Origin of the sequence: Flavipsychrobacter stenotrophus (assembly GCF_002954265.1) — a bacterium.
GTDB classification, from domain to species: Bacteria; Bacteroidota; Bacteroidia; order Chitinophagales; family Chitinophagaceae; genus Flavipsychrobacter; species Flavipsychrobacter stenotrophus.
The window spans coordinates 177,310-195,795 of the sequence record NZ_PPSL01000005.1 but is presented as its reverse complement, the minus strand read 5'-3'; the positions used below and the strand labels follow the sequence as shown (position 1 = coordinate 195,795).

The following is an 18,486-nucleotide window of genomic DNA, read 5'->3' as shown; positions in this document are numbered from 1 at the left end:
ATTAACCAGTAAAGAAAGACACATGAATCGGCCGGAGCATTGGCAATTGCCGAATTGCCAAATTGTGGAATTGCCGAATTACCTTTGCCCCGTGCTGAAAGACAACCACGGTAGAACGATCAATTATTTAAGACTTGCGGTAACAGACAGGTGCAACCTGCGCTGCTTTTACTGCATGCCTGAACAGGGTAATAATTGGCTGGCACGTACCGAACTATTGTCGTGGGAGGAAATGCTGCGTTTATGTAGGCTGACCATAGGCATGGGGGTGAATAAGATCCGTATTACGGGTGGAGAGCCTTTTGTAAGAAAAGGTATCATGCCCTTCCTTTCTGAGCTTTCTCAAATAAAGGGACTGGACAATCTGACCATAACCACCAATGGTGTAGTCACCGCACCGCTTGTGCCCGAGCTGAAGCAAATGGGCATCAGGTCAGTAAATCTTAGTTTGGATACATTGGACAGGGATAGATTTCTTGCCATTACGCACCGAGATGAGTTTGATAAGGTTATAGAGACCATGCATGCCTTAATAAGCCATCGCATAGAAGTAAAGATCAATGCCGTAGTGATGGATGGGAAGAACACACAGGACATACCTGCTCTGGTGGCCCTGACAAAGGAACTACCAGTAAGTGTACGCTTTATAGAAGAGATGCCATTTAATGGCGGCGGGCAGCACTACCAGACATTACTCTGGGATCATATGCAGATACTGCAAACCATAAAAAACAGTCATCCCAAAATAGCCAAAATACCTGACCCACAGTATTCTACCTCCTACAATTATAAGATACCCGGGCATAAGGGGGATGTTGGTATTATAGCCGCTTACACACGGTCGTTCTGCGGCACGTGCAACCGTATAAGGCTTACGCCGCAAGGTGTTTTAAAAACCTGCCTGTATGACAACGGCGGCACCAACTTGAAGGACATTTTACGATCAGGAGCCAATGATGAAGCAGTGTCGTCGGCTATTGTTGCTGCACTTGCCACAAAGGCCATAGACGGCCATGAAGCAGAACGCACTACTTACGCGGACGGTGCACACCAGAGTATGGCTATGATAGGGGGATAGTTTCAAGTTAAAAGTCAAAAGTGAAAACTTAAAAGAGGTCAATTGAGCCGTTTAGCCATTGTGCAATTCAGTCATTAAAACGACTACTCCCACTTAAACAACTTACCGGCCACCAGATATACACCAATACCCCAGAGCGTAAGCACCAGTATATCCATACGCACATCCCATAGGTTGGCACCATCGAAGGATATCTTACGGAGGGCTTCGTTCATGTATGTCAGCGGCAGGGCTTTACAAAATGGGCGTAACCAAACTGGGAAATTATCAATAGAAAAGAAGGTGCCGGCCAGTAAGAATTGAGGCAGAGTAACCAGATTAGAGAATGGTGGTATGGTAGATTCGCTCTTGGCAACGGCGCTTACTATAAATCCAAAGCCCATAAATACCAGCAACCCCAATGCACACATAACCAGCATATTGATGAATGTAAATATGCCATGAGCCAATGTAAATCCAAAGAATAAATGCCCTATGCTAATGATGATAATAGACCCCATGATCTGGAATACAACTCTTGCTAAACCCTCACTGATCACAATGACCTCACGACGAACTGGAGTGGCGAAGAAGCGCTTCAATACAAGCGTTTGGCGGAGATTGAAGAACACGAATGCGGTGCCGAATACACCTGATGCCAGGAGCGAAAAACTAAGCTGTCCGGGGAGTATGAAGTCTATTTGTTTGTATTCTCTTATCTGTGCTACTTCTGTTTTTACCTGCACAATATCGTCCATGCGCCTACGCAGCTCAGGGTCGGCCTGTTGTATGATGGTGGCGAGCATGGCCTCCATTTGTTTGGCCTTGTTAAGTTCACTTGAAGATTCTTTATAAGACAGGATGTATTCAGGTTTTACGCCTTCGGGGTTCTTCTTAATTTCTATTGTGGCTACAATATCACCTTGTTGCAGGAGCTTGTTCACCCCGCCCGAATCGTGGGTGTCTACCCACTTCAGAACAGATACATGGCGAAGCATATTGTACAGCGGACTTGTGGTATCGCTACCGGGTGCAGAAGCTACCTTTACGCTGAACCCATTACTATTGCCCAGGAAGCCAAAAACGATGATAAGTGTAAGCGGAAAGGCAATAGTGAAGATAATAGCCGAAGGACTTTTGAACATTGCCTGCAGACTAGCCTTTATCAATGCCCGCATTGCGCGCATATTACTGTATGTTGCCATTTGTATAGAGTGGTGTGGCGCAAAGGTACGCCACGCAAGCTATTAGTAAGTAATAATAATGTAAAGTAACGGGGTACTGGCTGTATATGGCCCCACCCCTAAATAGGGTTACACGTTAGTTAGATAATCCCTGCTTTTGTTTAATGGTATTGAAAATGATATGTCGACCTACCGGCATGCAGGTTTACAGGAATAATGAATCAGGCATTGCTATACTCGGCATGAAGTCCCCCGCGCAGCAATAAATATCCTGATGATAGATGACAGAAAAGCCACCCGCAGAAACATACAATGCTGCTGCCGGGGGTGGTTAAAAGGATGTAAAAGGCGGGTGGCTATGGTATGTGGCCACCCGTTTATTTAAGCTTGTTGCTGTACCAGCTGAATGTTGGCGTGAAGCTTTACTTCTTCGCTCACCAATGCACCACCGGCTTCTGTAAGGGCGTTCCAGTTAAGGCCGAAGTCTTTACGGTTGAGCTTGCCGTTTACTTCAAATCCTGCTTTTACATTGCCCCATGGGTCTTTAGCTATGCCATTGTATTCTACGGCCAGGGTAACCGGTTTGGTAACGTCTTTGATAGTAAGATCGCCATGCATTTCATACTCTTCTTCGCTCTTCTTTGTGAAGCCGGTAGAGGTGAAAGTCAGCTTAGGGTATTTCTCTGTTTCGAAGAAATCTCCGCTCTTCAGGTGGCCATCGCGCTGTTCGCTGTTGGTGTTGATAGAATCAACATTCGCTTCGAAGTTGATCTGTGCATTTTCGAATGTATCGCCTGCTACCACTGTACCTGAGAACTCCTTAAAGTTGCCGGTAACGGTAGTGATCACCAGGTGTTTTACCTTAAATTGCATTTCTGAATGCGATGCGTCGATTGCCCAATTTGTTGTGCTCATTTTGTTTGTTTTTTAAAAGTTTTGAATTGTTTGTTTATGAATTGTTGTTTTGAAAATTACTCTTATTGATACTTTATCTCGCCATATTTGCCATCGAAGAAGTCGCCATATGCTTCAGCAATTTCTTTCTGGCTGTTCATAACGAATGGTCCTTCTGCTACAATAGGTTCGGCGTAGTGACTACCACCAAACAATATTACACTGGAGGGGGTAATACCGTTGTTGGTGAATGTTATCTCTCCATTATCTTGTGCGAAGGTTACCAACTCACTTTTGCTAAATACCGTGCCATTTATCTTTACTTCTTCAGATGGTACAAAGGCAGCATACTCCAACGTGTCTTTAGTAGTGTAGGTAAATGAGGCCTTAGGGTTGAGGGTGATATGGTACATGAACTCGTTAAGGAACGTAGTAACGGGCGATGCATTGACGCCGCAAGTGCCTATTAATACCTTTATTGAGCCGGCATCTTCGGGGAGCTCGGTAACGGGCAGGTCAGAAGGCTGAACGGCAAGGTAGTCGGGCATTTCAGCTTTGTTCTTTGCCGGCAGGTTGATCCAGAATTGGAGCCCGTGCAATATGCCGCCTTGCTGTACAAAATCAGCTGCAGGATTTTCATCGTGTATCACTCCATTGCCGGCTTTCATCCATTGTGCACCTCCGGCGCTAACTATGCCGTGGTGGCCGCGGCTATCAAAATGTTGGAGTGCACCGCTGAATATATAGCTGAAGGTAGCAATGCCCCGGTGTGGATGGGCAGCCTCGCCGGTTGGTGGTTTAGGTGTTCCGGGTTTTTGCTCGGTAGGGTACAGGTGATCGAGAAATACAAATGGTCCTACTGCGTGTGTATGATGATTGGGGATAAGCCTGTTGACTAGCAGATGTCTTACTCTTGCATTCATTCCCCCGCTGCTGATCAGTATTTTCTTTTCCATTTTCTTCGTGTTTTGTTTGTCGTAGCTCATTGCTTTTGACAACACAAAGGTGCGACAAACGGGAGGGCGTTTCCAATGACAAATGACAAGAAAGAGACTTGACATTTGTCAAGAGTTTTTGGAAGTGAGTGTCGGGCGTTACAAACGTCCTGCCGGTGCATCTGCGTTACAAACTGGGACGAGTAATTGTGGACTACTTGAGTAGTGCTTTTTTGCGGATGCGGGAGAGGGTTTCGGGGGAGATGCCGAGGTAGGAGGCGATCATGTTTTGCGGGAAGCGTTGCAGGAATGCTGGTTTGTTCTGCAGCAGATCGAGAAAGCGGTCTTCGGCGGTCATGCTGATGGAGGCATGGATGCGTTTCTGGGTGGCGAAGGAGTGGCGCTGATCGAGCAGGGAGAGCATTTTGGTAAATGACGGTACGTTGCTAACCAGCTGCTGCATTTTCTCTGATGTAGAAATGAGTAGTTCACAATCTTCTACAGCATCTATATTGAAGCGGGAAGGGGTGAGCATGGTAAAGCTTTCCCTGTCGGATACCCACCAGTTTTCGATAGCAAAGAAGATGATATGCTCCATACCCTTATCATCGACAGAGTATTGGCGCATGGCGCCTTTGACGATAAAGCCTATGTATTTGCACACATCACCAGCCTGTAGAAAATATTGTTTTTTCCTTATTTTCTTAGGTGTGAATGCTTCTTTGATGAGTTCAAATTCGCCGTCTGATACCGGAGCCCCGGCATAGTCACTTACATATTTTCTCAGCGCATCGTACATGGTTTTGGTGGCGGATTAGGCAACCAAAAATAGCTAATTTAAGGTTACAATTTAAGCGTCAGGTATGAACTTCATTGAAATGGAATTTACGCAATGGCGCGTATTCTTAGCTGTAAATCGTTCGCCAGTGAATACGTGGCCCAGATGACCATTGCAGTTGGCGCAGATGATTTCCACACGGTGTCCGTCGGCATCGGGTACACGGATAACAGCCCCCTTTATTTCATCATCGAATGAAGGCCAGCCGCAGTGTGAATCGAATTTGCTTTCGGAGCGGTATAGAGGGGTATCGCAGCGGCGGCATACATACGTGCCGCTTTGCTTGTTGTCGGTATATTCCCCGGTGAAAGCGCGTTCGGTGCCTTTACGCAGTATTACTCTTGCTTCTTCCGGTGTGAGGTCGTTCAGTTTCATGGACTTGTTTTGTATAAAGTTACGGGGTATGGGAGAATTTGACAATTCGACAATTGGGCAATTTGCCAATGATGGTATAGATGGGGCTAATGTGTTTCAAAGATCTGGTGTGGCTATTGGTCACAAGACCAACAACGGCAATCTGAAGATTGCTAACCGCTGCGACGTAGTTTGAAGACTGACGCCGAACATCCGGTTACACATCCATAAATTCCCAGGCGCTCTGGTAGGCGTTAAGGGATTCGGCATAGGAGATAAAGTCGGAGTAGAACGGTAGTCGGGAAAGGGTGCCGCTGTCGCCAATGATGACGAGTTTTTTGCGGGCACGGGTCATGGCTACATTCATACGGCGTATATCTGACAGGAAGCCGATGATATTGTCAGTATTACTGCGCACCATGCTGATGTACATAATATCACGTTCCTGCCCCTGGAAACTATCGATGGTGTTGATGGTTATCTTGCTGCGATAGGGTTGCAGAAATGTGGCATGTTGATACAGATCCTGCAATGCCAGTATTTGCTGCCTATAGGGCGATATGATACCAATGGTTGGGAAGGTATCAGGGGTAAAGTGTGGTTGTAGTTCTGTAATCAGTTTTTCCAGATGCTTGAAGAGCAAGGTGGCTTCTTCCGGGTTACTGGTGCTGGTGCCTTCGGTCTTTTCATCAAAGCCACAACCGGCAGTATCTACAAAGGCTAGTGGCGCATCAGCATCGTGCAGCAGATGGGTGGCTACAGAGCCATGTGCTATGAGCTTATTATCATAAAACACTTTAGATGAGTAGCCCATGATGCTTTCGTTCATGCGATATTGCTCCTGCAACAGTATCACACTTTCGGGATGCAGTGCTACACATTTTTCAAGCAGGGTATTGGCCAGTCCTTGCTTGGCAGCTTCATTACTTTTTATGGTTGGTGGTAACTGACAATGATCTCCCGCCAGTACCACTTTCTTTGCTTTAAGTATGGGAATCCAGCAGGCAGGTTCCAGTGCCTGTCCCGCTTCATCTATGACCACGGTATGATACCGTATATCTCTTACCGTATAGTGATTGGCGCCGACCAGTGTGGCAGTGATCACCTGCGCTTTAGCTACTATATCATCAATAATATATTGCTCTGTATTACCCACATCTTTCATGATCTTTCGGGCTTCATCAAACAAGGCTTTGCGTTGTTCGCGCTCGGCCTTGCCAAAGCTGCGCTTGTATTTATGCGCCATGTTCTTGAACTCCGACGCGCGTTGCTTAAGTTTTTTGATCTCTTTATTGGCGCTGTGCTCGCCCATCTTACTATCGAGTGTGAGTGCCATCAACCGCTCAGATACACGTGCAGGATTACCTACGCGCAGCACGTTAAGCCCTTCTTCAGCAAGCTTTTCGCTCAGCAGGTCTACTGCAGCATTGCTAGGTGCCACAACGAGTATTTGCTTATGATCGTGGGCAATGAGTTCTTTAATAGCTTGTACAAGAGTGGTTGTCTTACCTGTTCCCGGCGGGCCATGAACGATAGCCAGTTCATTAGCTTGTATGATCTTATTGACCGCTACCTGTTGTATGGTATTGAGGCGGGTATTGATTACGGGAGTAAGGGTATCGTCGAAAGTTGGTTTAGCTTGCCCGGTAAGGATGTTGATGAGCCGGCCTTCGTCTTTCTTTTCGGCTAAAGTAGTTGCCAGTTTGAGGGCATTGTTCATTTCCTCATAGCTGTTGTCATCAAACAAGAGGTCAATCCCCAGTTTGCCGTCGTCGGCCCAATCGGGGAGTTCATCTGTTCGCAGGCTTATTTTCAGCTTGTTGCCACCCTGGTAGGTAATGGTGCCTTCTATTCGGTGTTCTTTTGGTTCGTGATTAGAGAACAGTACAGCAGACGCGCCGAAGCGCAGTTGGTGGCTGACATCATTATGGGTGGTGCGTTCTACCTCTACGGTCAGGTAGTCGCCCCTCCCAAGTTCTGTGCCGCGGATGGCTATAGGGTACCAGCTTAGACCGTTGGCACGGCGTTCGGCTACAGAAGAGCGTTCGGTAAGTTGTTTATATGCGTTCCTGTCTTCTTCCCTTTCTAATTTGAGCAGGTTGAGCAGGTTTTTGAAATAGTCCATTGCGGTGGCAAAGGTAGACTAATGAGGCAATTCGGCAATTTGTAAGTAGGGAATGTGTGAATGCGGACTATACCAAGGGTATAAGTTTGGTCGACTGCATCATTAAGCAAAGTAGTTGCAGATACAAATAATGAAAATATTGGTATATTGTGTTAATTAATAGCCGCATTATGAAAAGAGCGTTTATAATATTTGCCAGTCTTTTTTTAGTCTTTGTTACTTCGTCAGCGCTGATGGCTCAGAATTGGCAGTGGGGTAAGGCAGGAGGTAGTAACGGGTATGACAGGGCCAATTCAGTGGCTACAGACCCTTCGGGTAATGTCTATGTCGCAGGTCATTTTGATACATCTTCTATCACCTTCGGGGGAACCACGCTCTACAACGCAAGTACCAGGTACTGGGATATCTTTCTGGTTAAATACAGCCCTGGCGGGAATGTTATCTGGGCAAAATCATTTGGTGGTCTTTATGATGACGACGCTACCGCAGTGGCCACAGATCAACTGGGAAATGTTTACATAGCAGGCTCTTTTTACAGTCCTACAATGGCTTTTGGTACTTCTATTATTTCAAATGTTTCATTGAATGGGAGCAGTGATATTTTCATAGCGAAGTTTGACGAGAACGGGGCTAACTTATGGGCCAAAGGAATAGGCAGCCGGAATGTAGTATCCGTAGATGAGTGGGATTATGCAACTGCTCTGGCGACTGATTCTCATAACAATGTTTTTATGGCCGGGTATTACAGTGATTCTATTCGTTTTGGAACATTTTGGTTAAGGAACTCGTTTCCGGCAACAGGGGACGGGTTCATTGTAAAATATGATGAGTCGGGGACAGCCCAATGGGTCAATGATATAACCGGGATTGGTGAAGAGAAACCCGCAGTTTTGGCTGTAGATCAATTTGACGATGTGTATGTCGCAGGTTCGTTCAGTAGCACCAGCATGGTCGTTTCGGGCACCTGGCCTTTTACTTGCTCAGGCAATACAGATGGATTTATTGCTAAATATAGCAATGCGGGAGCTGTATTATGGGCTAATAAAATGGGCGAAGCTCAAAATGATAATTGTTACGGATTAGCAACAGACAAAGCAGGTAATGTGTATGTAGGAGGTACGTTCAACAGTCCTTATATGTTCTGCGATTCACGGATAGTGTATGGCCATGGGTATGCTTTTGATATGTTCCTGGCAAAGTTCAGTCCGACCGGAACAGTAAGATGGGCGAAAGGAATAGGGGGGCTCTACGAGGATTTTCTGTATTCAATTGCAATTGATTCGTTTGACATATATATAACCGGATGTTTTATTAGTGATACTATAGTGCTTGGACCTTCAAGGCTTATTACTACCAGTAAGAGTAGTTTTATCGGTAAATTTGATACATCAGGCAATGCAATTTGGGGAAAGGTTCCACAAGGTTCTCCCTGGTCTAATTCATGCGGTTATTCCCTTGCCGTTGATAATTTTTCCAATGTTTATATTGCAGGTGATTATGGGGCAGACTCGCTTGTTTTTGGAGGTGACAGACTCACAAGTGTAGGAGGCGTAGAAGACGTATTTCTTGCAAAATTAGGGCAGGCATTTGCCACGGGTATTGACGAGACCGTAGGTGCCGACGAACGGCTGAATGTATACCCCAATCCTGCCAGCAATCAAGTAACTATCGTACTGAAACTATCTTCACGTTATGATAGATTATTGGTCACTGACCAATTGGGGCGAAAGGTATATGATCGTAGTGTTGATTCAAGCCAAAATGAAGCGACGATCGACGTGTCTGGTTTTGCCAAGGGCATTTATATTGTTAATGCTTTTTCTTCTGTGTCTATAGACAGAACGATGTTTGTAGTTGACTAGCAAGTATGACATGTAAAAGTTCAACAGTGGCGGGGTGGAGGTTGTGCTCGTCGTATTTGCATTCAAATGACACAAATTTGGAAGCAGTGTAAATAGGATATATTTGCAGCACTACCGTTCAATGAGAAAATTCATCCTTACTTACTATCCGGGTATCATACTATTAGCCATAGCGATGGTGATAGGTATGCTTACTTACCAGGATTATGGTATGGCGTGGGATGAGCCCGCGCAGCACCTGATTGGTGAGGTGAACTACAACTATGCTTTTAAGGGAGATACTACGCTGTTACACTTTTATGACAAGGAATATGGTGCAGGATTTGAGTTGCCGTTGATGATGATAGAGAAGGGGATGGGGATCACGGATAGTCGTAATATATACCTGATGCGGCATTTGGTAACGCACTCGTTCTTTCTACTGGCCATGTTTTGCGGGTATGTGCTTATATATAGGTTGCTGAAGAATCATTTCCTGGCATCGTTGGGATTTGTGGTGCTGGTATTTATGCCTAGGATCTATGCGCACTCCTTTTTCAATACGAAGGATATCCCACTCCTCAGTATGCTGGTTATATCGCTGATGGTGGGGCAACAGGCATTTGAAAGTAAGCGACCATGGATGTACTTGTTATTGGGTATGGTGTGGGGCTATACCACCGGCATACGCATAATGGCGCTGCTGCCTATGGCGTTTGTGGTATTGTTCATGTTGGTAGATCTGGTTACTGCTATTTACAAAAGAGAGCGGATTTTGAAGGCCATCGGTAACCTTGCGTTGTTTGCCATTGGGTGGAGTGTGATGTTGTATATGTGCTGCCCGTATTTCTGGCATGAGCCGCTACAGCATTTTGCAGGGTGTATAAGTAAGCTGGCGGGTAAAGGGTTTTGTGGTAATGATCTGCTGAATGGAGTGTATATACCGTCTGATAAATTGCCCTGGTACTACCTGCCCGAGTGGATGGGTATAACTATACCGTTGTTGTGGTTACTCGGCGGGGTAGTTGGGATAGTGCTGCTGGTGATTGGTTTTATTAAGAAGCCTGTTGTGCTGCTAAATAATTCTACTGAACGTAATTTCTTTATTTACTTGTTGTGTTTCTCGGCGCCACTGTTGGTGGTCATCGTACGCCATTCGGTGGTGTATGATGAGTGGCGGCATCTCTACTTTATCTATCCTCCGCTGGTGTTGCTGGCAGTGTACGGTGTTGGTAAGATCGTGAATGGGAAATTGAAATTTTTGGTGATAGGGCTGTGCTCGGTACAGGTATTAATGATCTGCTATTTTATGGTCGTCAATCATCCATTGCAGAACCTTTACTTTAATGAACTGGTGTCACACAAAGATGATCATCTGAGAAAAAACTTTGAATTTGATTATTGGGGTACGGGAGTGAAGCAGGCGTTGGATTCATTGATAAAAAGAGATCAGTCGGAGGTAATAAAGGTGAGTAATATGGACTTCGGGTCGTGCGTGGAGAATAATATTATGATGATGCCGGTGCAGGACAGGAAGCGGCTCTTACTCACCACAGAAGAGAACAGCGATTATATGATCACCACCTTCAGGGGCCATCCGTTAGGTTTTGATGATAAGAAAACGGTCATAGATATTAAGGTGCCGGGTGGAACGGCAGTTAGAGTGTACAGCGCGAGGTAGTAATTAGTTGGCATGCATCCCAAGATTAGCATCCTAATTCACGTCTATACAGGTAAGCGCGTTGCCATGAAGAAACAAACTTCTTTTCAGATAGATATTCCGAAGCCATGCAGCCAGAGCTGGGACGACATGACCTCTAACGGGCAGGGCAGGCATTGCGATAGCTGCAGGAAAACCGTGATTGACTTTACGAGCTGGAGCGATAGTGAATTGTACGGATTTTTTGCCAGCAACAGGGGGCATGTATGTGGTCGTTTTTTATCTACACAAGTAGGCAGGCAAATTCACATTCCACATCAGCCGCACAGCCGGTTGTATAGAATTGCTGTAGCGATGGGCCTGACGTTATTGTTTGTACACACCCCTGAATTACGCGCACAAAGTAGGCCGCCGATAGTGGCAGTTGATTCTTTGTTAATGTCTGAAGGTAACGTTAAAATAGATTCCGTGATGACTGAGATAAGGGGAGTGGTTACGGATAATAAGAAAGAGCCGATGGTGAATGCAGCAGTGCAGATAAAACAGAATGGAGTATTGAAGGGTGGCACTATTACAGACTTTGATGGGAATTATTCTGTGAAAGGGTTGGATAGCGGGCAGTATGAGGTTATTGTAAGTTATGTTGGTTATAAAACGACCAGTAGGTCGGTAGTTGTGTTAAGTAATAGTGTTGAAAATGTAAGAATTGTTATGGATACAAGTAGTGAGAAGTTGCATACAATGGGGGTACTCATCTATTACCGGACGCCACTAATAGACAAATACAAACATTCTTACATCATCCGACCACAATGGTAGCCTTTACTGTATCACATTAAACACCACAAACACTGTTGTTATAAACAGTGTAAGTAGTCCGGTAAGAAATACATAGTCGGCGATCCTTTCATAAAATGCTGATCTGTTGGTCTTGCTCCTGATAGACAGGAATGAAAGCAGACAACTGGAGATAAAAAGGAACATAGACAGAGCGGTACATTCATCTATGATAGAACGCTCACTTATTTTTAGGGCCCTGAGCGATATAAACACCACGAAGCAAAACCCAAAGAGATTGGACGATGTGTTGAGTATGTGCTGGGATTTATTGTCGTCGGACATTGGGTGGTATTGTAGTATAAAGTTAGCGCTGAATTATATGTTGGTCTGTTAACGTGTACTTATATTTCTGCCGGACAGGGTGTATGTTGGCTGCAATATATGTAGCCGCCAGCCGCCATAATAACCCTTTTGAAAACAGCGATACCCCATATTACTATGGGGTATTGCTGTTTATTAATAAACAATATTTTTTACTCACAGCAACTAAGGAGACAATCGTCACTCATTGCTGAGAGTCGTTTATTGTTTCACAAACCTTACTATCTCATTTTCGTTAATTCTGATAAAGTAAGTTCCTTGTGCCAGGTGCTCTATATTGAGTGTTATATGTCTGTCGTTGTATGCTTTCTTGTTTATTAATATCCGCCCTACAATGTCGGTAACCGTTATGCTTGTTGTTATTTGCTTCGTGTCAATATTAATATAAGCGGATGCAGGATTAGGAGATATTATTGCGTTGTGATCATCCTGGGTTTCTTTTATACCCACAGGAACTGGTGGTGTCCATCCACTTATTTTCCTGATCACATACGTGCCTGCGTCAATGAAATAGATATTGCCTGCGGTATCCGTTGTGATGCCTGCCGGAAGCCAGAGTTCCGCACTTAAAGGATTTCCGCCATCGCCCGAGTAGCCGTAGGCGCCTGTGCCTGCTATAGTGTTGATCATTCCATCGGTGGTAACTACGCGTATACGGTTATTCCAACCGTCAGATATAAGGATACTATTGTGCTTTGCCAATGTAAAAGACGATGGGTAATGTAATTCTGCTATAACGGCGGGGCCATTATCTCCGCTGAAACTGGCAACACCTGTGCCCGCTATCGTTGATATGTTGCCCGAAGGAGTGATCTTTCTTATGGCGCTGTTATTTTGGTCCGCAACATAAACATTGCCTGAATCATCTACCTGTATACCCAAGGGGTATGCCAACTTTGCATCGGTTGCCGCTCCGCCATCTCCCGAATAGCCCGGACTGCCTATGCCGCCTATTGTATTTATTATCCCGGCTGTATTGATAGTGCGTATGCGGGCAAAACCACCCTCAGATAAGTACATAATGCCGGTAGTGTCCATTACCATACCTTGTGTACCTATACATGCGCTGATAGCCGGGCTGCCATCACCGCAAAACCCAAGCGCGCCATTTCCCGCAAAGGTGGATATGGTTCCTGAAGGGGTTACTTTGCGTATTACCCCGTCAAACATGCTGATAAACAGGTTGCCTGATGTATCTATGGTTACGGCCTCGGGTTGATAAAGAGATGCAGCGGTGGCTGGGCCGCCGTCGCCGGTATAGGCATTGATGCCATTACCTGCATAGGTGCTTATGATGCCTGCAGAGGTGAGCTTGCGCACTCTATATCCGTTTGGTTCGCTGAAGTATAGGTTACCCGCCTTGTCTATGCACATATAAGATGGGGTTAGCAGGTCGGCACTGGTTGCCGGGCCGCCATCGCCCAGATATCTGTCAACACCGGCTATTGTATTGATGATGCCTGTGCCATCTATCATCCTTATCCTGTTATTGTCAGCATCAGCAAAATACAGGCGTCCGCTACCATCGGGATATAAACCGGCAGGATGGTTGATCATTGCCCCTGTTGCAGCTGCACCATCGCCGCTAAAACCCGCAGTACCATTGCCGGCCAGGGTGTTGATAGTGGCCGATGGATCTACTATGCGTATTCTGTTATTGGCAAAGTCTGATATGTAGACATTTCCGCTACCATCTACGCTTACTTTTGCAGGCTGGTGCAGATCGGCTACCGTTGCCGCAACACCATCGCCATTATAGCCGGTTACTCCGGTACCAGCTATTGTTGAGAAATCGCCAGAAGTATTTACCTGGCGGATCCTTCCATTCATCTGGTCGGCGATATATAAGTTTCCGGCAGCATCAACCGCAATGCCGGTTGGCAGATTAAGTCGTCCCAGAGTGGCAGCCGATCCATCGCCTGTAAAACCCGGAGACCCAAGCCCTGCTACAGTCGAAATTATACCCCCGGCATTTACCTTGCGGATGCAGTGATTATCTCTGTCGGCAATATATAGATTGCCTGAAATGTCAATAGCTACATCAGATGGCGAGGTTAAGTTGGCTAAAACAGCCGACGCACCATCTCCTGCATAACCCGCGGTGCCATTGCCTGCCACCGTAGTTATAAGAGCTGCCGGGGTGATCTTACGCACGCGGTTGTTGCCGGCATCGGCAAGGTATATATTGCCTGCGGCATCAATACACATACCTGTTACAATAGAAAGACTTGCAGCAGTAGCAGGTCCTCCGTCTCCTCCGTATCCCATAGTGCCACTGCCTGCAAATGTGGATATTGTGCCTGCAAGGTCTATTTTGCGTACCCTGTAATTGCCGGCATCTGCTATATACAAGTTGCCTGCGGCATCTTTTACCACACTTTGTGGCGCAACTATCCGGGCCACTGTAGCAGGTATGCTGTCTACTACATTGTTGGCGCCATAGTGGCCGGCCATAGTGGTGATTATTTGTGCCCTTGATTGAACAGCATACATAGCTGTAAGCGATAACAGAAGCAATCGGATCGCCTTCTGCCTTATTGTTTTACTATAGGCCATGCTAAAAAATGGTTTTCAAAATAATTTCGGATGTGACAGATGCTGTCTCCGTTAAAGACTGCTTTATTTGCTAAAACAGTTGGTTATGTAAGGGATTTGGTTTTGCAGCGCTTATGTAAACACAGAAATAAACAAGCCTCATGAGGCGGATAAGTCTTTATTTTTATGAGGATAATAAAGTTGGTTGTCAGACCAGGAAGTGATTAGATACGTCACCGAATATAATTGTTATTTGCCAATTCCTTTCATTAGGACAGTCATCATCTCTTTTGGCAGGTTGGTATATCCTATGGTAGCTACTTTCTTTCCAACGCTGTTGAGCACCACAAAGAAGGGTACGTATTCGCTCTTATAAGTTGCTAATTCCAGTTCGGCATTGGCAAGGCCTATTGTGGCGATCTGCATGTTAAGGGCTTTTGAGAAATGTTCCTTGCTTTTGGGTAATGGTTCCCGGTCATCGCACAGCAAGTCGATAAGCACGTAATTTTGCTCGAGCATTGATTTTACAGCAGCATCGGCCAGTACAGCCTTTACCATTTTTCTGCTGTTGACACTGTTGAAGGCATTGAAGAAGATCAACACAGGCCTGTGCATCTTTTTTGCGCATTGCATGCCCGCTTCATAGTTTGTGAAGGCCACAGTATTGTAGTCAGTACTTTTTAGCTGGCTAATATCGCAATAAGGCGCAAAAGTGGTTTTTATTGCATCAAGCGCAGTAGCAACTGAATCTCTTTTCTGTTGTGCTAACTTCTCCTCTATTGCTTTTCGTACAGATGTGTATTCAAAGAACACAGAGCGATAGGTGGGATGTTCATAATGTTTGTTCAGCATGAATTCTTTCGCTGTGGCCAGGTCCTCAGCAGTATAGCCCAGTTCCAGTAATGGGCGGGTGTCTTTGTCCCAGTTCTCAGCGGTTGCGTCTTTGTCGAGAACGGCTGCCAGTGCAAAGACATTCTGTTTCATAGAGACATATTCCGGCATGATCAGCATGGGCTCTACTTTTTTAAAGAAGTCGCCATAGGTGGGTATATGTTCCAGGTCACTAAGCAGTGGGCCCAGCATAGATGGTTTGCACAACATTGCTACATCGAAGCTGTCAAGTCCGCAATTCTTTAGTTGCAACAGGTCTTCCGTGATCGCGTCTATGCTCTCTATATTTAGTTTTCTGCTCAGCAGCTGCTCACACTCTTTACTATGCTGTGCCCTGCATAAGGGTGCTATTAAGCAACAAACTAACAGAGATATAAAGAAGCGGTTCATTTAATAGGGATGACTATTTTGAGAATAGATGTTATTGGTTATGAAAAAGTTGGTTAGTTGTAATGACAAATATACCGAGATCGGGTCAACAACACTAAAGCCTCACATTGCTGTGAGGCTTTAGTGGGAATTATGGGGAACTATTTGCGAGTACTCGCAATAACTGAGACTATTTCAAGCCAACATGCCGTCTTTTCTCAGGGGAAAAATATTAAAAAGGCGGATGGAAGTATATCGTACATACCCATCTGCCCTTATTTTGTGTGGAGTTAGCTGGTATGGTTATAGATCAGCAAAAAACGCGACGTTATTACCATCGGGATCAATAACCTGAGCAAATCGCTGCCCCCAAAAGGCATCCCAGGGTTCTTTAAATGACTTGAAACCTGAAGCAACCAGCTTGTCGTAGGTTTCGTTTACCTGCGCAGGCGTATCACATCCAAACTGCAGACTTATCCTGTTGTCGCCGGTTGGTGCCTGCCAATGTGGATTTGTTTGTAGCATAGTACTTTCGGGAATAAAGCCGATGCTGTAACCATTGTCGGAAGTATACTCAACGTGGTGTTCGTTATCTTGTCCTTCAGGGATAGGAAGTCCCAAAATGCGATAAAACTGAAGTGCCTTTCCCAGGTCTTTTACAGTTATGCCAACTGTGTGTAGTGAAATACCCATATCGGTTCTCTTTTCTTCTTTTGTGAGATACAAAAATCACGATATCAATTTTTAAAAGTATTGTTCTAGGTCAACGTTTTTAGAAGCTACGATAATTTATACGAGGTCTTGATCAGGCTATACAGATTTGGATCCAACTGTTCTAGGTTGGAGATTCGAACATGATTTTCAAATTTAGCGTTCCAAATTACACTCTTTATGATCGGTGCTTCTATTTGCTCTGTTGCACTATAGAATTTTAAGTCTAACTGTGTTTTCATTGGTCGCACAATTAAAAACGTCTTGTGGTGAACAAATACTATACAATTTTTCGTTGCACTTACCGCAACACTATCCCAATCAATAATTGTTGAAAGCAGTTTATCGAATACAAACTCCAATTCTACATTTTTACCGGAGAAAAGATCCCCTATATTCACTTTTACACAGTCATGCCACTGGTTAGCCGTTCCTAATTCTCTTTCGCACTTAGGGCAAGTCCACATTACAACTGAGATTTTAATCTGCTTAATGTTGACGGTGTTATGCCCGGATAAGATGCTGCCATCTTGTTAGAGACCCTAACTAAAAAGTCGGGTTGGTATTGCATCACCCACTTTACTTTCGCGAGGGCATCAAAACCTTGAAACCCATATATTCGCTTTTGAGCGGTAATAAAGCCTCGTTCTAAAATTTGTCTGTAAACTTTTGCAAATTGTGGGACAGTATCAACGAGATTGAAAAAGTTGTCTCTCGACACTTTTAGAATTTTTGACTTTTCAATTGTCTGCACGAATTCAAACGCAGGGGTTTGCTCTATTAGGCTTGGTAAGGCTGTGCCGAATGCACCCTCGAAGGCGAAATATCTTGTGGTTTCGATGCCATCATCAGTTGTCGTAAATAGCCGCAGGCAACCTTCGTTTACGAAATAATAGTACTTGCAAATATCTCCTTGCTTTAGTAAAATTTCATTTCTTTTTGTCTTGATGAGCGTAAAATAAGAGCAAATGTGTCTGAGTGTTGGCTCGTCAATAATGGTTCTATCCCTAAAGTATTGTTCTAATTTTTCAAACATCCGTTTTTGAAATTACATGTTGTTCCCAAAGCTATTTCTTTTTGTATTCTGAGAAAAATGGTGAATTCTATAAGCTTATGTAAGTCGGTTAATTGCAATGCCAACTTGCAACATATGATAGGTATGCCAACCTGAAATTGTGTTGTTGTAAATTGTCAACAGGTAAAGAAACGATCAAAGTAAAACGCCTGAATCAACACGGGTTATTTTCTACGTCTTGCTCAAAATTTCCTCCATATACGCCTACCTTTATTCCCCCAGACTTTAGATTTTATGCATGAAGTACTTATTGAGTATATACGTGAACGGTCGCAAACGCCGTTAACAGCTGATGATATTGCTTTAATTGAAAGAGCATTTATTCTAAAACGATACAAAAAAAGACAATTTCTCTTGCATGAAGGCGAAATTTGCAAGTCCCTTTTCTTTATTATTAAAGGAGCCGTCAGGCAATATTCGGTTGATGATAAAGGAGGGGAACAAATACTAAACCTTGGCCTTGAAAACTGGTGGACCGGCGATAGGGAGAGCTTTCATAAAGAAGTGCCCACCATTTACAATATTGATGCATGGGAAGACACAGAAGCACTGCTTTTATCTAAGTTTTACTACTACGAAGTAAATGCAATAGCCGCATTTACAGAAATGCGTATACTGCTTGATGATAACCAACATTTCGCTAACCAACGAAGATTGAAAATGGCAATCAGCCACACTGCCGATGAGCGATATGATGATTTCATCCAATCAAATCCCTTATTTGCGCAACGCTTTCCACAGCATATCATTGCTTCATATCTTGGAGTGACAAAGGAAACGCTGAGCCGTATTAGAGGCGGTAAAATTATAAAGAAGTGATTTTTTCAAATCTCAGAGGCTTAGAACGTATGAGAGG

18 protein-coding genes are annotated in these 18,486 nt (G+C 44.6%); 6 read left to right on the top strand and 12 right to left on the bottom strand.

The annotated features are described in order from the left end of the window. Positions 1 to 64 precede the first annotated feature (64 nt). Positions 65 to 1,078: a GTP 3',8-cyclase MoaA gene (gene moaA, locus CJD36_RS17550; RefSeq protein WP_205685635.1), complete on the top strand. Its 1,014-nt coding sequence runs from the start codon at positions 65 to 67 to the stop codon at positions 1,076 to 1,078. A gap of 83 nt (positions 1,079 to 1,161) precedes the next feature. On the opposite strand, the gene CJD36_RS17545 is transcribed toward moaA, so the two are convergent. The 5 genes from CJD36_RS17545 to CJD36_RS17525 all read right to left on the bottom strand — a co-directional run bounded on the left by CJD36_RS17545 (position 1,162) and on the right by CJD36_RS17525 (position 5,283). Then, positions 1,162 to 2,244, bottom strand: a complete 1,083-nt coding sequence (locus tag CJD36_RS17545; RefSeq protein WP_240609376.1) for an ABC transporter permease — start codon at positions 2,242 to 2,244, stop codon at positions 1,162 to 1,164. A 378-nt stretch (positions 2,245 to 2,622) separates the two neighbouring features. Beyond that, positions 2,623 to 3,156 carry a YceI family protein gene (locus CJD36_RS17540; RefSeq protein WP_105040503.1) on the bottom strand — a complete coding sequence of 178 codons (534 nt, stop codon included), beginning with the start codon at positions 3,154 to 3,156 and terminating at the stop codon, positions 2,623 to 2,625. Positions 3,157 to 3,218: 62 nt separating this feature from the next. Then, positions 3,219 to 4,091: a pirin family protein gene (locus CJD36_RS17535; protein ID WP_105040674.1), complete on the bottom strand. Its 873-nt coding sequence runs from the start codon at positions 4,089 to 4,091 to the stop codon at positions 3,219 to 3,221. A 193-nt stretch (positions 4,092 to 4,284) separates the two neighbouring features. After that, positions 4,285 to 4,869, bottom strand: coding sequence for a Crp/Fnr family transcriptional regulator (locus CJD36_RS17530; protein ID WP_105040502.1), 585 nt, complete (start codon positions 4,867 to 4,869; stop codon positions 4,285 to 4,287). A 51-nt stretch (positions 4,870 to 4,920) separates the two neighbouring features. Continuing rightward, entirely contained in the window at positions 4,921 to 5,283 is a 363-nt protein-coding gene (locus CJD36_RS17525; RefSeq protein ID WP_105040501.1) for a methionine-R-sulfoxide reductase, read from the bottom strand. 28 nt (positions 5,284 to 5,311) lie between these two features. Here CJD36_RS17525 and CJD36_RS23305 point away from each other — a divergent pair, with 28 nt between their 5' ends. Beyond that, positions 5,312 to 5,458: a hypothetical protein gene (locus CJD36_RS23305; protein WP_161499360.1), complete on the top strand. Its 147-nt coding sequence runs from the start codon at positions 5,312 to 5,314 to the stop codon at positions 5,456 to 5,458. A 21-nt stretch (positions 5,459 to 5,479) separates the two neighbouring features. Here the strand turns inward: CJD36_RS23305 and CJD36_RS17520 are convergent, their stop codons facing one another. Continuing rightward, the gene (locus CJD36_RS17520; protein ID WP_105040500.1) at positions 5,480 to 7,387 is read right to left on the bottom strand and encodes an AAA domain-containing protein; all 1,908 of its coding nucleotides are present in this window, start codon (positions 7,385 to 7,387) and stop codon (positions 5,480 to 5,482) included. 170 nt (positions 7,388 to 7,557) lie between these two features. Here CJD36_RS17520 and CJD36_RS17515 point away from each other — a divergent pair, with 170 nt between their 5' ends. The 3 genes from CJD36_RS17515 to CJD36_RS17505 all read left to right on the top strand — a co-directional run bounded on the left by CJD36_RS17515 (position 7,558) and on the right by CJD36_RS17505 (position 11,707). Further along, positions 7,558 to 9,249 carry an SBBP repeat-containing protein gene (locus tag CJD36_RS17515; RefSeq protein WP_105040499.1) on the top strand — a complete coding sequence of 564 codons (1,692 nt, stop codon included), beginning with the start codon at positions 7,558 to 7,560 and terminating at the stop codon, positions 9,247 to 9,249. Positions 9,250 to 9,370: 121 nt separating this feature from the next. Beyond that, positions 9,371 to 10,909, top strand: coding sequence for an ArnT family glycosyltransferase (locus tag CJD36_RS17510; RefSeq protein WP_105040498.1), 1,539 nt, complete (start codon positions 9,371 to 9,373; stop codon positions 10,907 to 10,909). A 12-nt stretch (positions 10,910 to 10,921) separates the two neighbouring features. Next, positions 10,922 to 11,707, top strand: coding sequence for a carboxypeptidase-like regulatory domain-containing protein (locus CJD36_RS17505; RefSeq protein WP_105040497.1), 786 nt, complete (start codon positions 10,922 to 10,924; stop codon positions 11,705 to 11,707). 3 nt (positions 11,708 to 11,710) lie between these two features. Here CJD36_RS17505 and CJD36_RS17500 read toward each other — a convergent pair whose 3' ends face one another. The 6 genes from CJD36_RS17500 to CJD36_RS17475 form a co-directional block, all read right to left on the bottom strand. Beyond that, positions 11,711 to 12,010, bottom strand: a complete 300-nt coding sequence (locus CJD36_RS17500; protein WP_105040496.1) for a hypothetical protein — start codon at positions 12,008 to 12,010, stop codon at positions 11,711 to 11,713. 240 nt (positions 12,011 to 12,250) lie between these two features. After that, positions 12,251 to 14,605 (bottom strand): NHL domain-containing protein, encoded by a 2,355-nt coding sequence (locus CJD36_RS17495; protein WP_105040495.1) that lies wholly within the window; start codon positions 14,603 to 14,605, stop codon positions 12,251 to 12,253. Between the two features lie 228 nt (positions 14,606 to 14,833). Continuing rightward, entirely contained in the window at positions 14,834 to 15,865 is a 1,032-nt protein-coding gene (locus tag CJD36_RS17490; RefSeq protein ID WP_117601805.1) for a thioredoxin domain-containing protein, read from the bottom strand. Between the two features lie 282 nt (positions 15,866 to 16,147). Next, entirely contained in the window at positions 16,148 to 16,537 is a 390-nt protein-coding gene (locus CJD36_RS17485) for a VOC family protein (RefSeq protein WP_105040493.1), read from the bottom strand. Positions 16,538 to 16,623: 86 nt separating this feature from the next. Then, positions 16,624 to 17,022 carry a DUF5655 domain-containing protein gene (locus CJD36_RS24020; RefSeq protein WP_105040492.1) on the bottom strand — a complete coding sequence of 133 codons (399 nt, stop codon included), beginning with the start codon at positions 17,020 to 17,022 and terminating at the stop codon, positions 16,624 to 16,626. Then, on the bottom strand, positions 17,022 to 17,591 hold the full coding sequence (locus tag CJD36_RS17475) for a Crp/Fnr family transcriptional regulator (protein WP_105040491.1): 570 nt from the start codon (positions 17,589 to 17,591) through the stop codon (positions 17,022 to 17,024). The genes CJD36_RS24020 and CJD36_RS17475 overlap by 1 nt, the downstream gene beginning before the upstream one ends. A 273-nt stretch (positions 17,592 to 17,864) precedes the next feature. Between CJD36_RS17475 and CJD36_RS17470 the strand changes: the two genes are divergently transcribed. After that, positions 17,865 to 18,449 carry a Crp/Fnr family transcriptional regulator gene (locus tag CJD36_RS17470; RefSeq protein ID WP_105040490.1) on the top strand — a complete coding sequence of 195 codons (585 nt, stop codon included), beginning with the start codon at positions 17,865 to 17,867 and terminating at the stop codon, positions 18,447 to 18,449. Positions 18,450 to 18,486: the final 37 nt, after the last annotated feature.

What these genes read in the sequence shown, in the direction of transcription:
- CJD36_RS17545 (WP_240609376.1), bottom strand. Translation starts at nt 2,244, where the DNA reads ATGCGCGCAATGCGGGCATTGATAAAGGCTAGTCTGCAGGCAATGTTC.
- CJD36_RS17540 (WP_105040503.1), bottom strand. Translation starts at nt 3,156, where the DNA reads ATGAGCACAACAAATTGGGCAATCGACGCATCGCATTCAGAAATGCAA.
- CJD36_RS17535 (WP_105040674.1), bottom strand. Translation starts at nt 4,091, where the DNA reads ATGGAAAAGAAAATACTGATCAGCAGCGGGGGAATGAATGCAAGAGTA.
- CJD36_RS17530 (WP_105040502.1), bottom strand. Translation starts at nt 4,869, where the DNA reads ATGTACGATGCGCTGAGAAAATATGTAAGTGACTATGCCGGGGCTCCG.
- CJD36_RS17525 (WP_105040501.1), bottom strand. Translation starts at nt 5,283, where the DNA reads ATGAAACTGAACGACCTCACACCGGAAGAAGCAAGAGTAATACTGCGT.
- CJD36_RS23305 (WP_161499360.1), top strand. Translation starts at nt 5,312, where the DNA reads ATGGGAGAATTTGACAATTCGACAATTGGGCAATTTGCCAATGATGGT.
- CJD36_RS17520 (WP_105040500.1), bottom strand. Translation starts at nt 7,387, where the DNA reads ATGGACTATTTCAAAAACCTGCTCAACCTGCTCAAATTAGAAAGGGAA.
- CJD36_RS17515 (WP_105040499.1), top strand. Translation starts at nt 7,558, where the DNA reads ATGAAAAGAGCGTTTATAATATTTGCCAGTCTTTTTTTAGTCTTTGTT.
- CJD36_RS17510 (WP_105040498.1), top strand. Translation starts at nt 9,371, where the DNA reads ATGAGAAAATTCATCCTTACTTACTATCCGGGTATCATACTATTAGCC.
- CJD36_RS17505 (WP_105040497.1), top strand. Translation starts at nt 10,922, where the DNA reads ATGCATCCCAAGATTAGCATCCTAATTCACGTCTATACAGGTAAGCGC.
- CJD36_RS17500 (WP_105040496.1), bottom strand. Translation starts at nt 12,010, where the DNA reads ATGTCCGACGACAATAAATCCCAGCACATACTCAACACATCGTCCAAT.
- CJD36_RS17495 (WP_105040495.1), bottom strand. Translation starts at nt 14,605, where the DNA reads ATGGCCTATAGTAAAACAATAAGGCAGAAGGCGATCCGATTGCTTCTG.
- CJD36_RS17490 (WP_117601805.1), bottom strand. Translation starts at nt 15,865, where the DNA reads ATGAACCGCTTCTTTATATCTCTGTTAGTTTGTTGCTTAATAGCACCC.
- CJD36_RS17485 (WP_105040493.1), bottom strand. Translation starts at nt 16,537, where the DNA reads ATGGGTATTTCACTACACACAGTTGGCATAACTGTAAAAGACCTGGGA.
- CJD36_RS24020 (WP_105040492.1), bottom strand. Translation starts at nt 17,022, where the DNA reads ATGTGGACTTGCCCTAAGTGCGAAAGAGAATTAGGAACGGCTAACCAG.
- CJD36_RS17475 (WP_105040491.1), bottom strand. Translation starts at nt 17,591, where the DNA reads ATGTTTGAAAAATTAGAACAATACTTTAGGGATAGAACCATTATTGAC.
- CJD36_RS17470 (WP_105040490.1), top strand. Translation starts at nt 17,865, where the DNA reads ATGCATGAAGTACTTATTGAGTATATACGTGAACGGTCGCAAACGCCG.